Here is a 13830-nt window from a genome sequence, read left to right as displayed (position 1 = left end):
TCTGCCGACTTCAGAGGCAAGGTTCGGCGCTGTCGCTCAAGCGCCGTAGCGCGCGACCTCTCGGCCATTGATCGACCGAACTTCGCCTTCGGGCGCGCGGCCATCATGGAACGGAATGAGGCGGACAATGCGCTCGCGGCCGGGCGCGAGGTCGAAGCCATTGTCGCTGCTGCGATAATGCGGATCCTCGATCAACACATGTGCTGCCATGCGCTCGGCGGAGAGCCTCAGGAACCAGCCTTCGGCGTCACGCTCCAGGACGGCGCGAAGCCCGAGCGATTGGCGCTCGGCGCGGCGACCGGGCAGCCAGTGCGTGGCTTCCGCGAGCAGCGCCCCATCCGCCGACCGCAGTTCGGCGAGGCTGACATCGTGGCCCGCCGGGCCGAAGCGATAGGCATAGGTCGTGTCGAAAAAGGCGCCGAGCAGGGCCGTGGCGGTCACGCTCACGGCGCTCCGCGCGGGGATCATCAGATCGCGACTGCCCTGCGCCACCGGCAGCCGCCCGTCCCTGAGACAGGCGAGCGAAAGAGCGGCCTCGACCGGCTCGGGGCCATCATTCGCAACATGAAGGTGGAGACCGTTCACGCCCTCGTCGGTGATCGTGAGAGCGAGCGGCGCGAAGGCCCGCTTCAGCGCATGGAAGATCGCCTTCGGCCGGTCGAGCGCATCGATGACGCCCCAGCCGGCGCCCGGCACGAGATCGCGGAAGAACCAGACGAGGCCGCCTGCGGTCGGAGAGCCTGGCCGCCGCCATTCGGCAAAGGTTGCTGCGGCGACATCGGCACTGGTCGCGCGGGCAAGACCGAGATGTCGCGCCGGATCCTCGGTCCTCAGCCGCATCGGATCGACGCCGTACAGCACTTCGGTATAGTGCTCCCGCACATCCTCGAAATCCCAGGCTGCGCCGAGATCGCGCGGCACGGCGGCCTTCCAGCGCGGATGGTGAACGGACGCGACCGGCAGGGCCTCGGCCAGCGTCGCCGCATCCGGCACATTGGCGAAGGCGAGGCATTCCGAGGCGAAGCGGACATTCGCGCGCCGCGCATCCTCGAGCGGCCGCCGATAGGCGCCGACGCCATAGTAATGCGTCACGCCAGTGTCGGCGACGAAGGGGAGTTCCCCGCCGAAGGGCGAGGAGGGCACGAACGGGATATCGGGCCGGAGCCGTGAGGCCGTCGCCGGCAGCACGCTCTCGAAGATCCGGCTCGACCAGCTTTCGGGCGGCAGCCCCATCATCGCCGCCTGCTGAGCCACCTCGCTGCCGCCGCAGAGGACGGCCAGAGATGGCGACAACGAAAGGCGACCGAGCACAGCCTCCGCCTCCGCCGCGATATCGGCGGCGAAGCCGTCGTCGGCCGGATAGTCGCAATTGGCGAACATGAAGTCCTGCCAGACGAGGATGCCGAGCTCGTCGCAGAGTTCATGGAAAGCGCGGTCCTCATAGACCATCGTCCCGCCGACGCGCAGCATCGTGAAGCCGGCTTCGGCGGCGAGGCCGAGAAGCGGCTCCACAGCCTTGCGCCTCCCCGCGAGCGAGATGATGTCGGCGGGCGTCCAGACGGCGCCGCGGCAGAAGATCGGCACGCCGTTGACGACGAGCGCGAAGCCTCTGCCTTCCGCGCCGCGATCGACGGCGATGCTGCGAAAACCCGTGCGCCCGAGGGTGACGGTCCGTCCGCCGATGGCAATCGAGATCGAGAAGAGTGGCTGCGCGCCATACCCGCGCGGCCACCAGAGCGCCGGGTTCTGGATCGTGAGCGTGCCGCTGACGCGGCCATCCTGCCGGCACAAGGGGGCCTCGTGACTGCCGACCCGAAGCATGATCGGCTCGTCGCCACCGGGATCGGCGAAGGAAACGGTCACGCTGCCGACGCCGCCGGTGAGTGCCACCGAACTGGAAAGATCGCGCAGCGGCGGCGCGCCATCCTCGATCAGCGTGATGCTGCGGAAAGGACCGACGACATCGACCGGCGGGCACCAGCCGGGCATATGGCCGAGAAAGGTGGTTCGCACGAGGCGGAGGCGCGGATCGTCGATCATGGTCGGCCGCCAGCGGGCGCGCTTGCCCTTGCGGCGATCGAGTTCGAACGCGAGCGAACGGAAGCAGATCGCGAGTTCGCTGTCCGCCCGCCGCATCACGGCGATCTCCAGCGGCACGAACATCGACTGGGAGGAGGCGACGAGCGCCCCGTCGAGAAACACGTCGGCGATGGTCGCCAGTCCCTCGAAGACCAGCCGGCACGGTCCTTCGCCCGGAAGGCGGCACCGATACCAGGCGTCCTTGCCATGCAGCGGCTCGGGTCGATCCAGCGACCAGCGACCGATTGCGGCGAGAGACGACGCGACCGTGCCCGGCACGATCGCCGGCAGCCATTCGGCATGAACCGGCGGCTCCGGGAACGCCCCCGGCGCGGTCAGCGCGAGCGTCCAGCCCTCATCGAGATCGGTTGCGCGGGCGGCGCTGTCTGAAAGCGGATGCATGCGGGATGGTCCGGTTTGCGGGGGGGGGCGCCCTTTTCATCTCTCCCCGCGGTTCGCGAGAGAGGCCGGGTTGCGCGCGTCATCGGCGCCGAGCTCGGCGCCGCAATCGTCCCTGTCCTGCGGAGGTTGCAGGGGGCCTCGCCTAGGCGGCGCGGCGCTCCACCCGGCCAGCCATGAACCGGGCATCCAGTTCCGCCATCACCGTGTCCCATGATGCCGCCATCGGCGCGATGAAGGCGTCCAGGCCGTCGAAGCGTCCACGAGCCATGGCGCGCGCGAGCTTGAACTGCATGGTCTTTGCGCCCGTCGCGATCTCCAGCGCGGCCGCCTCGGCACGGGAGAGCCCGGGCTCGCCCCTTGCCGAGAACCAGGCGAGATGGCTCGCCAGCAGCTCGAAATTCGCGCCGAGCTGGCGCAGCGTGTTGAAGGCGTAGACGTGGAAATAATCCTGCGGCCGGCCAGCGAGATCGGCGAGATGCGCCGCGAGGGAAAAGCCGAAGGCCGCGATGGGGTTGGCCTCCGGCCTGCGGGCGAGATGGCGCACCATCAGCCGCTTGGCGATGGCGAGCGTATCGACCCTGACCGGCGCCGTCGGCAGCTTGACGAACTCCGTATAGGGCAGCAGCGCGTCCGCCCTCCGGCCTCGTCCCGCCTCGGCAAAGAGACCGTCGAAGTCTTCGCCGGACAGCTGGAAGAAGCCCGCATTATGGAAGTAGGTCATCCGCCGCGAGGCAGGATCGATCGACGTGATGCCGACCGTCGTCTTGGTGTGCTGGACGCGGTAAGAGACGCCGCCGGTGTCGGGGAGATGGAAGCCGTCCATCTCGACGAGCACGACGCGCTCGCGGGCGACCTGCCGCGCGACATGCGCGGCGAGATCGTCGAAGATCGCCAGTTCCTGAACGCGCAGCCCGTAGAGCGCTTCGAGATCGTCGACCGGCACCTTGAAGAAGGTGAACTGGTCGTCCTCGAAGTCCTGCGTGACCGTGAAGCCGAACATCGCCTCGGCCTCGAGCCCGAGCGCGCCGACGAGCTCGATGAAGAGATCGACATAGCAGTTGGTTTCGGGCCAGACGCGCGCGCCGTCATGCAGGGCATGCGGGCGGTGCGCGGTCGGATCGAGACTGGCGAGCGATGGCATGGCGGCTTCCTTCAGCTCAGCCCCAGAGAACGTCGCGGACCGGCTTCGGCCAGTTGGCGACCTTCATGCCGTGATGGCGGAACAGCGCGAGCGCGACGCGCTCGAGGCCGAAGCCGACGCAGGCCGAATGCGCCGCTTCGCCATTCGCCTGGGCGATGCCCCAAAGCGTGCCGAAATGGTCCTGGTGATAGTTGAACGAGAGGCAGGCCGTCGGCTTCTCGTTGGCGACGGGAATGAGAAGCTCGAACTTCAGTCCCTGGTCGCGCTGGTTGTTGGCGAGCATCTTGCCGGCGCGGCCGAAGAACGGGTCGTTCGCCAAGTCGATGTCGCAGGGAAGGCCGAGCGACCGGATCATCTCCGGGCCGCGCTCCAGCCAGGTCTCGCGGAAATCGCGCACCTGCTCGGGAGAGCCGATGCGGACGAATTCGCGCATGCGGAACAGCTGCATGCGCGCCGGATCCTGCGAGGGCTCGTGGCGGAAGCAGTAGGACTGGAGGTCGAACAGCACGCCATCGGCCGGTAGCGGGCCTCGCTTGGCGACGGTCGGATAGAGCGGGTAGCAGGCGGCGGGCGTCAGCACGACATCGGTCGCCTTCTGCATCTCCGTCCAGTCCTCGCCATTGGCGACCATCTGCAGGAGCTGCGCGTGGTCGGCTTCGCCGCCCATGAAGGAATGCACGCAGCCGGCGAGCTGCGGGAAGCTCTTCAGATAGCCGGACTTTTCCAGCATCGGTCGCGGCATGCCGGGCGGGAAATGGATGCGCTCGACGACATCGGCGCCGGCCGTGCGCGTCACCAACGCGAGGAATCTTTCGATCACCTCCTCGAAATCGCCGGAGCGACCATAGAGGCCGTCCACGCCGGTTTCGGTAAGCACGCCGGCACCGAAAAGCTGGTCGAGAAACTGCTTGGCGCCGCTCTTGGCGGGCGCGGTCTGCGGCAGGGCGTCCATGTCAGTTCACCAGGCTCGTGTCGAAGCGGCTGACCAGCAGCAGGTTCGAGGTGTTGGAGAGGATGCGATCGTTGGAGATCATGATGGCGGCGGAGGTGATGTCGCGGAGGTGCCGGCCGACGCTGAACGGCGTGTCGTTCTTGTAGCCGGAGAGGCCGGTGATCAGCATCGCATGCGTCACGATCTGCGCGCCGCGCTGCGAGGTCGTGACCTTGAGATTGTTCATTTCGACCGCGAAGCCTATCGAGGAGAGTTCGTCCGGACGGTCGAGCGCCGCCTCGTAGCGGACGACGCCGGCGACGACGCTCGCCTTCATGTCCTGCAGCATCGCGACGACCTCGGCGAGACGGAGCGCGCCGGGCGGAACGCTGCCCGGCTGCTTGCGGGCCGCGGCGCGGACATAGGCCTGTGCCCGGGCGACGGCATCGGCCGCAATGCCGAACCAGACGGCGCCCCAGAGGATATGCGAGGTCGAGAGCATCGACTGCGCTGCGATCTCGGAGAATGGCTGCGGGAAGATCTGCGCCGCGTCGCCGGACGAGACGAGGCGGAAGCCTTCGGAGCAGGTGCCGCGCATGCCGAGCGTGTCCCAGCCCGTCGTCTTGGCAAGGGTGTAGTCGCCCCGCCTCACGACGACCATCGACTGATCGGAGCTCTGCGCCTCCGGCGCGCGGCGGCAGGTGACGAGGATCGCGTCGGCATAGAGGCCGTAGGAGATGACGGTCGCGTCCTTCTCCAGCGTGAAGCGGCCATCCTTCACGTCGACCGCGCAGATCGAGTTGCGCAGGTCACCGCCGATGCCGCCCTCGGTGGTCGCCGAGGCGAGCAGATGCTGCTCGGCGACCATCTCCCGCATGAAGCCGGCATGCCATTGGCTCTCGCCGCCATGCGAGACGAGGCTCGAAGCCTTGATCTGGTGCATGGCATAGACCATCGCGGTCGAGCCGCAGGCCTGGCCGAGGATGGTGCAGAGTTCGGCGACCTCCAGAAGACTGAGCCCCTCGCCGCCGAAGCGCTTCGGGATCATCACGGCCATGAGCCGCTCGGCCTTGAGCGCATCGATGGCTTCCCGCGGGAAGCGGCCCTCGCGGTCCACCTCGGCGGAATGGCGCGCGGCGATCTCCGCCACGACGCGCATGCGCTCCGCGGGAGCGCGGAGTTCTTCGATGGTGCGGGAGGGCAGGGCCATGACGGTCAGACCCTTTCGGTCAGGAGTTCGGAGATGGAGCGGTCGATCGCCTCGATCGAGGCGAAGGTCTTGCGCGTCAGCATCCGCTCCGGAAACTCGACGTCGAAGGCGTCTTCGAGGGCGAGCATGAACTGTATGGAGGCGAAGGAGCTCAGTCCCGCCTCGTAGAGATCGGCGCTGTCGCTGAGGCTGTTCACGTCGACAGCGATGACCTTGCGATCGGCGATGAGCTTGCGAATACGATCCCGCATGATTCTCCCTCGGAAATACATCTCAAATTTGATGCGAATCCTTAGGGCTCGGTCTCCGAACGAATTATGAATCCGATCGCATAAACTCGGCCCTATTTGCCTTGCATTTTAACGGCTTCCGGAAGCTCGGATCTGTACTTAACGGATGCTGAAACCGGTTGCTGAAACTGGGCCCTGTTGGCCTCCAGACCGAGGGCGCGGCGATAGACTTCGCCATAGCGGGCCGCGACGGCGGGCCAGGCATAGGCCCCCACCCAGTCCGGCACGCAGCGCATCTCGGGCAGGGCGTCATAGGCGGCGCGGATCGCCGCGGCCGCCGCGTCGGGATTGGCGAAGTCGGTGAGACGGATGCCTTCGTGCCGCGCCGCGAGTTCACGGAAGGCGGTGTTGCCATTGACGACGATGCCGAGCCCCGCGCTCGCCGCTTCGATCAGTGCGATGCCGAAGCCCTCATATTCCGAGGCCGACACGAACAGCGACGAGCCAGCGACCACGCGGGCGAGCCCCGCATCGTCGAGCCCGATATGGAGATCGACATGGGTTCCGAGCCCGTGCCGCTCGATTTCCGCGCGCAGCTGCTCGGCCGACCAGTCGGATTCCGCGCCGACGATCGCGAGATGCCACTCGCGATCCGCCGCCACGAGCCTCGCAAACGCCGCGAGCAGGTGGTCCGGCCGCTTGTTGGCGGCGAGGCGGCCGATGCTGACGAGCCGCTTCGACTTCGTGGGCCGCGCCCGGCCCGCGAGCTTGCCGATATCGACGCCGTTCTCGATCAGCACGACCTTCTCGCCGGCGATCGTGGCGAAGGTCGCCTCGTCCTGCTCGCTGCAGGCGACGATGGCGCGATAGGCGAGGGCGGAGAGCCGTGTCGGCCCTGAAAACCAGAGCTTCTTCAGCGTCGAATGCGCGCCGGTATGGAAGAAGCCGCCATGTGTCGTCGCGACCAGCGGCTTGCCGTGCATGAGCCGGGTCGCGGCCAGCGCGTCAAAGAAGAAATCGATCGCGTGCACATGGACGAGATCGGCATCGCCGAGCGCTGCGAGGAATCCGGGCGCGAGCGGATATCGTTTCGAGCCTCGGAACGGGATGCGACGGATCGGGATCGGGCCGAGGGCGTCCCGCTCCGGCAGCGTGACGTCCGGCCGCGTGAACTGCCGGTCGAGCGTCAGCACGCGAGCATCGATGCCGGCTTCGATCTGCGTGCGGGCGAGATTGGCGACGAAGTCCTCGAGCCCGCCACAGTTCGGATGGAACTGGCGCACCACATGGAGGACGCGCAACTGCCGGTCGGCGGTCAAGGTCGTCATGGCGTCGGCCCCTTCGCCGGAACGGTGCAGGAGGATCCATTGTCGTGGCCGAGGACGGGCTTCAGCGCCGCGACCTGCGGCCGGTCGCCGTCACCATCGGGCTGGGCGGTGAAGATGTAGTCGGCCGGCCACCAGGCGCCGCCGGCCCAGTAGGTCCAGCCGATCCATTGGTCGGGCGCGTTGTCCACCGCCGCGACGAGTTCCTTCATCTTCGCGACGCACGCAGCGTCCTTCGACGCCGCGAACTCGCCGAGGAAGCCGTGCTTGCCATGCGCCTTGAGCCAGCCGGTTACCGACCGGATGCCCTCGATCGCAGCCTCCGCTCCCGAGCATTCGGCGTTGCGGCCGGAAAAGTCTGCGTCGAGATATTGGTGGAAGTCGTAGGCATAGCGGTTGGCCGGATCGACGACGCCGGCCATGACGGCGGCATTGTTGCCGGTTGCGAGTGACTTCGACCAGCTATGCGCACCGGCATAGGCCGTGCCGGAGACGAGGATCAGATTGTCGGCCCCGATGACCCGGATCGCCGCGATGGCGGCATTGGTGATCTTGAGCCAGTCGGGCGCCGCGATGTCGTAGGGCTCGTTCATCAGCGAGAAGACGACGCCATCTCGGCCCGCATAATGTGATGCGAGCCGGGCCCAGAACTGGGCGAAGGACTCGATCGGGACGTCGGCCGAGCCGATCTGCTTTTCCGCGTAGTAGCCATAATTGTGAACGTCGATCACCACCGTCAGCCCGGCCGCCGTGACGGCATCGACCGTGGCGTCGAGCGCCGCGAGCTCGGTCTCCGAAAGCGGCTCGCCGAGCGCGGGCTGCAGGCGCTCCCAGCGAACGGGGAGGCGGATGACCGATGCACCGGTCGCGACGAAGGTGTCGATCGTTGCCGGCGCAGGATAGGTATAGTCCTTGTCGAGCGCTCCCGGCAGCTTGCCGAATTCTGCGCCGGCGAGGTTGAAGCCGCGGAGGCACGGCGCAGCGGCGGCGCTGCCGAGCATCGCCAGAAGCGCGAGGACGGCGCCGCCGCTGCGCAGGAGCCCATGTTTCACGATGCGCTCTCCCGGCTTTTTGCTGGCGTGATCGCGGCCCGGAGCGCGGAAAGCAGCCGCTCGCGCGCGCCCAGATGCGTAAAATTGTGGTCGGCTTCTTCGATGAGTTCCATCGTCACGAGACGATAGTTTCCGAGCCTCTGGCCGCGCTCGCCGAAATAGGCGCGGAACTCCTTGAGCCCGGCATCGTCGGCGGAGAAGAGCATCGAGACCCGCGTTCCCCGATCTTCGAGCGCGCGGAACCGGCGATGCACGTCACGATGCATGCGGGCATGCTTGGAGAGGCCGCCCATGAAAGGCGCGAGCCGGCGGCTCGCCTTGGTCGCGATCGAGCGGAGGATGTAGCGGCCTGCCTGGCCGATATTGAGCTGCCCGCGCACGAGGCGCAGCAGCGTGTCGCGCTTCAGGAGGGTCGCGCCGAAATTTCCGACGCTGCGATGGCCGTAGCGGACTGCCGTCGCGACATCCTCGTCCTTGTCCCAGATGAAGCGCTGCGTGTTGACGATCACGAGATCGGCGACACGCTCGCGCCGGCCCGCCGCTTGCAGAGCGGCATAGCCGCCGCTGCATCGGCCGACCAGGATTACCCGACCTGCCGAGAGCTGGCCGGCGTGATCCACCGCCGCGATCGTGTCGGCGATGTGGGCATCGGAATAGAGCACCTCGCCCGGGCTCCCCGGATGGGCGGGGCTGTCGCCGATGCCGTCCATGTCGAAGCGGAGGCTCGCATAGCCCGCCTTCGCCAGTTCGCGCGCCAGCATGACGGTCACCCGCGCCCAGCCGATGTGATAGTCGTGCCCGGCATTGGTGAAGACCAGCACCGGCGCGTCGGGGATGCCGGCCGGACGGCAGAAGACGCCCATGAGCCGGCGGCCCGGTCCGAAGCGGCCGGCGATTTCTTCGAAATGCGGGCCGACGAGCGGTTGCGGCTCAGGTGCAGGCAGGGCGGCCGCGGGACGGGCATTGGCGAGCGCGGCGACATAGGTCGCGATCCGTTCCAGCGTCGGCATCGGCGGCCTCGCCTGGGTCGGATCGGTGAGCAGCGTCTCGTAGCCCTCGAAAGGCTGTCGCGCGACCCGGGCGCCGAGCGCGGCGAGCCTGTCGGCGATGATGTCGTCGCGATCCGTCCCGGCGCGGCCGACGACGAGCACGTCGGCGGCGGGGCACGCGGCGAGCGCATCGAGGCGCATCGCCTTGATGGCCGCGGCACGGCCAGCCGGCAGCGAGAGCCCGGCGACGCCGAGGCCGTTCTCGTCGCTCGGATCGGGGCCAATCCCGATCGAATCCGTCACGATGCGCGACCACGCGGCGAGCTCGCGCAGATAGTGGCGACCGTTCTCGACCGCCGCCATCGCGACGACGGCGCGAACGCCCTCGATCTCGGGCGCCATGGTGAGCGCGAGCGTGGCGCCGAAGCCCTGGCCGACCAGCACGATCTCGTCGGCACCAGCCGTTTCGCGGAGCCAGCCGGCGGCGCGACGCACGGCGTCCTTCCAGTCCTCGATCCCTTCGGGAGACTGGTCGGGGTCGAGCGCGTCGCCGGTGCCGGGATAGTCGAAGCGGAGGCAGGGCAGTCCCGCTTCGGCGAACAGAGTCGCGAGGCTGCGCCAAGTCGAGCGCAAGCACATCTCTTCGAAGCCGATCGGCGACAACATGAGGACGGCGAGCGCCGCGCGGCCCGGATGATAAAGCCCGCCGAAATTGCCGAGCGAGACCGGCTCCCCGAACTTTGCCGTGCGGGCGAGCGTCGGGGCGGTCCTGCCGGGATCGAGACCCGCATCGACCCGCGCCAGCGCGAGCGGACGAAGGAACGAGCCGGCCGCGCCGCTGCTGCGGTCGTCGATGTCGATACGGATCGTCATGCCGAGGCCTCCCCGTTTCCTTCGAGTGCGATGCGGCTGGCTGCCGCCGGACGATGATCGGTGGCGGAGCTGCGCCGGATCCGGCGCGCGTCGAACAGGAGAAACGGCCTGAGGACCGCGGTCGCCATGTTGTCGATGGTCCAGCGCCGCATGACCCAGACCGTCGCGATCAGGTTCGAGGCGACATTCATCGAGAGGCCGGCGACGGCGATGCCCATCAGCCCGTAGACTCGTGCGAGGCCGTAGAGCAGGGCGAGGTAGAACACGAAGAGGATGGAGCGGCCGATGAGGAAATAGCGCTCGCCGCCGCCGATCATGAGCAGCCACGAGCCCGGACCGAAGAAGGCGAGCGATACGGCCGAGAGGCAGAGCACGACCAGCACGTCATGATGCTGCGCGAAATCGGCGTTGAAGAGCACCAGCACATGATCGCCGATCACCGCGAGGCACAGCGCGCCCATCAGCGAGATGATGAAGCTCGCCGCCGACAGGCGCCCAACCAGCCGCTGCGCGCCCGGCACGTCGCTGGCCTGGAAGCGCGCGGCGATCATCGGGATGCCGACCGTGTCGATGGCGGCGACCGGGAGCGTCAGGAACATCGCGATCCGGAGCGCCACGAAATAGAACGCCGCCTGGTCGAGCCCCAAAGCCGCGCCGATAACGATGGTCTCCAGATAGGCGGAAGCCGAGTTGAGGCAGTTGTTGGCGATGAAATACCAGCTCTCCTTGCGCCACTGGCGCCGGGTCGCGGCATCGGTGCGCCCGGAATTGCCGAGCCAGTCGAGTCCCTCGTCGCGCACGAAATGGAGGAGCTGGTAGAGCGTCACCGCGCCGAGCAGGACCGTCACCGCCCAGAAGGCTGCGGCACCTCCGAGGAGAAGCCCGGTCGCGGCCAGTCCGCCGAGCGCCAGCGCCGAGGCGATGCGCCAGATGATCTCGCGCGGCGTCAGCGACAGGTTGATGCGGCCATGGATGCGGAAATAGTTCTGGAGATATTCGCTGAGCGCGAAGATCGCGGCGAAGATCAGCGCCGCATGAAGCTGGTCATAGGGCGAGGGCAGGCGGTCGCGGATCAGGAAGCTCGCAGCGGCGCCCGCGATGAGCAGTCCGGTCCCGAGCAGCAGCCAGCGGGCATTGACGCGGAGCAGCGCGTTGTTGCCGTGATGATCGAGGCCGACACCGGAGCGGTAGTGCTTCACGACGAGGATCTGCTGCCCCAGCACGAAGACGAGCCCAAGGGCGCTGCCGAGCGAGAAGAGGAAGACATAGAGGCCGTATTCGGTGGTCGGCAGGGCATGGCTCGCCGCCAGCAGCACGACAAAGGAGAGAACCGCGCTGCCGAGCCTGGAGGTGAAGGCCGAGGCGAAGCGGCCCGCGCCCGGCCGTCCGCGCAGATCCGCAATGATCCGGCGAAGGCTCATCGGGAGAGTCCCTGGGTGGCGAGGGCGGGGATGCCGCGCCTGCCGACGAGGCGGTCGAACAATTCGCCATAGGAGGCGGCGAGGACGGGCGGCAGATAACGGCGCGCCGACGAAAGCGCTCCCGCGGAGAAGCGGGCGACCACTTCGCGATCATCTGCCAGCCGCGCGATGGCTGCGGCGAGCGCCGACGCATCGCCGGGCGGAACCGAAAGGCCGTTGGCGCCGTCCTCGATCGTCTCTCCGATGCCGCCCGAGCGCGCGCCGATGACGGGCACGCCATGGGCGAAGGCCTCGACGATCACGCGTCCGAACGGCTCCTGGAAGAGCGAAGGGACGACCAGCACATCGATCTGCGGGAAGAAGTCGTTCGGATCGGTCCATCCGAGAAAGCGGGTGGTCGCAGCCGGGAACGCGGCCCCGAGCGAGGCGGCATAGTCGCCCTGGCCGCTGCCGGCGACGAGAAAGCGGAGATCGGCGCGGCCAGCGAGGGCGCGGGCAGCCTCGGCCAGCACATGCGGCCCCTTCATCGGCGTGTGGACGCCGATGAAGCCCACATTGAGCGGCCGTCCGACGGCCGCCGACCGCGGCGCGCTCGCCATCAACCTTGGCACCACGCCGGGGATCCGCCGCCGTTCGGCATGCGGAAAATAGCCGGCGTCGGTGTGCCGCGCGATGATGAAGTCGGTCTCCCCGACGACGCCGTCGACGAAGCGGCTCATCGCCTTCTTGCCGATCGATGTCGCCTTGCAGGAGGTGCAGGCCCCGGCGCAGTTCCGATCGCCCTTCATCATGCTGCCCTTCCAGCACAGAAGGAACGTGCTGCGCAGGATGTGACAGACAGGGATGCCGGCCCCGCGCGCCGCGGCCCAGGTGGCGACATTGACGTTCTCGATGCTGTCGGTCACCACCAGATCGGGCGAAAAATCCCGGATCTCGCGCCGCATGGCGGCATAGGCGCGCGGATTGAAGTTCTCCAGCGCATGCCAGGCCGCCTTCTTCCAGGCCGGCCGCGGCACGCGGTAGTTCCAGTAGAGATTGAGCGTCGACAGTCGGCGGACGGGAATGCCGTCGAAGACCTCGTCCTTCGCCTCGTCGGCGACATTGAGGACGCGCAATTCGTGGCCGGCACCGGTGAGCAATTTGGCTACCAGCATGGCCGAGACCGGTCCGCCGCCGTCCATGAAGGGCGGAAAGGCGGCCGCTGCCATCAGGATCCGCATCGCGTCGCCCCCTTGCTGCTCATCTCAGATTTCGGGTCTGAGGCGCTTCGGCAGCGCCTCGATCTCACGCGCCCGGTCGGCCGGCTTCACGGCAAGACGGGCGACGCGGAGGCGCAGGATCTGCGCCAGGAAGATCGCGAGCCCGCCGGTGTACCGCCAGCCGAGCCGCTTCGGCTCCTGCATCAGGCGGAACAGCCATTCGAGCCGCGCCGCACGCATCCAGCCGGGTGCGCGGGGCACCGTGCCGCTGATGAAATCGAACAGGGCGCCGACGCCGACCAGCACCGGCACTTTCAGCGCGGCGGCGTTGCGGGCGATGAAGATTTCCTGCAGCGGATTGCCCATCGCGACGAGCAGCAGGTCGGCTCCGGAGGCGTTGATCTCGGCGATCACCCCCGCCTCGTCGGCGGGACGCAGGTAGCCGTGATGGAAGCCGGCAACGCGGTGGCGCGGAAAGCGCTCGCCAAGCTGCCGCGCTGCCTCGGCGACGACCTCGGGCTTCGCGCCGAGCAGGTAGATCGAGACTGGCTTCGAGGCGGCGGCAAGGATGTCCGGCACGAGATCGGTGCCGTTCAGATTGTCCTCGAAGCCGTGGCCCATGAAGAGCGACGAGCAGATGTCGAGGCCGACGCCGTCATTGAGGACGAGAAAGCGCGACAGCGTCTCGACATAGGCCGGCGAACGCAGCGCCGAGACCATGGTATTCGCGTTACAGAACGCGATCCGGATCTGGCTGCGGTCGTGGAACGACCTGTCGATCGTCTGAAGCACTTTTTCGCGGGAGGCATAGGGCACGTGCACTCCGCCGACGCGGAGAAAACGGGGCACCCAACGCCGATCTGGACCGTCGTAGGACATTTGATTCGAGTTTTATGTTTCCGTGACCTGACCGATAACGCATGCCGGACCCGAAAACATCGATCATGATTTGACGTTTCATTTCACCGTTAAGACCTT

The 13830-nt window shown here is 67.7% G+C and carries 11 protein-coding genes; all 11 read right to left on the bottom strand.

Annotated features, from left to right (window positions below; all coding sequences use genetic code 11):
• Positions 1–36: 36 nt before the first annotated feature.
• The 11 genes from QO015_RS07905 to QO015_RS07855 all read right to left on the bottom strand — a co-directional run bounded on the left by QO015_RS07905 (position 37) and on the right by QO015_RS07855 (position 13731).
• A complete protein-coding gene (locus QO015_RS07905; protein ID WP_266280230.1) occupies positions 37–2481 on the bottom strand; it encodes a glycosyl hydrolase 2 galactose-binding domain-containing protein in 2445 nt (814 codons plus the stop codon).
• Between the two features lie 142 nt (positions 2482–2623).
• Entirely contained in the window at positions 2624–3622 is a 999-nt protein-coding gene (locus tag QO015_RS07900) for a DUF1839 family protein (RefSeq protein ID WP_266280231.1), read from the bottom strand.
• Between the two features lie 16 nt (positions 3623–3638).
• Positions 3639–4574: an amino acid--[acyl-carrier-protein] ligase gene (locus tag QO015_RS07895; protein WP_266280232.1), complete on the bottom strand. Its 936-nt coding sequence runs from the start codon at positions 4572–4574 to the stop codon at positions 3639–3641.
• A gap of 1 nt (position 4575) precedes the next feature.
• The gene (locus QO015_RS07890) at positions 4576–5763 is read right to left on the bottom strand and encodes an acyl-CoA dehydrogenase family protein (RefSeq protein WP_266280234.1); all 1188 of its coding nucleotides are present in this window, start codon (positions 5761–5763) and stop codon (positions 4576–4578) included.
• A 5-nt stretch (positions 5764–5768) separates the two neighbouring features.
• Complete coding sequence (locus QO015_RS07885) at positions 5769–6014, bottom strand: acyl carrier protein (RefSeq protein WP_266280235.1); 246 nt, start codon at positions 6012–6014, stop codon at positions 5769–5771.
• Between the two features lie 92 nt (positions 6015–6106).
• On the bottom strand, positions 6107–7321 hold the full coding sequence (locus QO015_RS07880; protein WP_266280236.1) for a glycosyltransferase family 4 protein: 1215 nt from the start codon (positions 7319–7321) through the stop codon (positions 6107–6109).
• Positions 7318–8370, bottom strand: a complete 1053-nt coding sequence (locus QO015_RS07875) for a glycoside hydrolase family 5 protein (protein WP_266280237.1) — start codon at positions 8368–8370, stop codon at positions 7318–7320. The genes QO015_RS07880 and QO015_RS07875 overlap by 4 nt, the downstream gene beginning before the upstream one ends.
• Positions 8367–10232: an alpha/beta fold hydrolase gene (locus QO015_RS07870; RefSeq protein ID WP_266280238.1), complete on the bottom strand. Its 1866-nt coding sequence runs from the start codon at positions 10230–10232 to the stop codon at positions 8367–8369. The genes QO015_RS07875 and QO015_RS07870 overlap by 4 nt, the downstream gene beginning before the upstream one ends.
• Entirely contained in the window at positions 10229–11653 is a 1425-nt protein-coding gene (locus tag QO015_RS07865; protein ID WP_266280239.1) for a lipopolysaccharide biosynthesis protein, read from the bottom strand. The genes QO015_RS07870 and QO015_RS07865 overlap by 4 nt, the downstream gene beginning before the upstream one ends.
• Complete coding sequence (locus QO015_RS07860) at positions 11650–12873, bottom strand: glycosyltransferase (protein ID WP_266280240.1); 1224 nt, start codon at positions 12871–12873, stop codon at positions 11650–11652. Before QO015_RS07860 ends, QO015_RS07865 begins: the two co-directional genes overlap by 4 nt.
• A gap of 24 nt (positions 12874–12897) precedes the next feature.
• The gene (locus tag QO015_RS07855) at positions 12898–13731 is read right to left on the bottom strand and encodes a WecB/TagA/CpsF family glycosyltransferase (RefSeq protein ID WP_503128753.1); all 834 of its coding nucleotides are present in this window, start codon (positions 13729–13731) and stop codon (positions 12898–12900) included.
• Between the last annotated feature and the right edge of the window lie 99 nt (positions 13732–13830).

Source organism: Kaistia geumhonensis (assembly GCF_030815145.1).
In the GTDB taxonomy this organism is placed as follows: domain Bacteria; phylum Pseudomonadota; class Alphaproteobacteria; order Rhizobiales; family Kaistiaceae; genus Kaistia; species Kaistia geumhonensis.
This window is presented reverse-complemented; position numbering and strand designations above follow the sequence as displayed.

Bases quoted from the DNA above. Each gene is read 5' to 3' on its own strand.
- QO015_RS07905 (WP_266280230.1), bottom strand. From the start codon at position 2,481: ATGCATCCGCTTTCAGACAGCGCCGCCCGCGCAACCGATCTCGATGAG.
- QO015_RS07900 (WP_266280231.1), bottom strand. From the start codon at position 3,622: ATGCCATCGCTCGCCAGTCTCGATCCGACCGCGCACCGCCCGCATGCC.
- QO015_RS07895 (WP_266280232.1), bottom strand. From the start codon at position 4,574: ATGGACGCCCTGCCGCAGACCGCGCCCGCCAAGAGCGGCGCCAAGCAG.
- QO015_RS07890 (WP_266280234.1), bottom strand. From the start codon at position 5,763: ATGGCCCTGCCCTCCCGCACCATCGAAGAACTCCGCGCTCCCGCGGAG.
- QO015_RS07885 (WP_266280235.1), bottom strand. From the start codon at position 6,014: ATGCGGGATCGTATTCGCAAGCTCATCGCCGATCGCAAGGTCATCGCT.
- QO015_RS07880 (WP_266280236.1), bottom strand. From the start codon at position 7,321: ATGACGACCTTGACCGCCGACCGGCAGTTGCGCGTCCTCCATGTGGTG.
- QO015_RS07870 (WP_266280238.1), bottom strand. From the start codon at position 10,232: ATGACGATCCGTATCGACATCGACGACCGCAGCAGCGGCGCGGCCGGC.
- QO015_RS07865 (WP_266280239.1), bottom strand. From the start codon at position 11,653: ATGAGCCTTCGCCGGATCATTGCGGATCTGCGCGGACGGCCGGGCGCG.
- QO015_RS07860 (WP_266280240.1), bottom strand. From the start codon at position 12,873: ATGCGGATCCTGATGGCAGCGGCCGCCTTTCCGCCCTTCATGGACGGC.
- QO015_RS07855 (WP_503128753.1), bottom strand. From the start codon at position 13,731: ATGTCCTACGACGGTCCAGATCGGCGTTGGGTGCCCCGTTTTCTCCGC.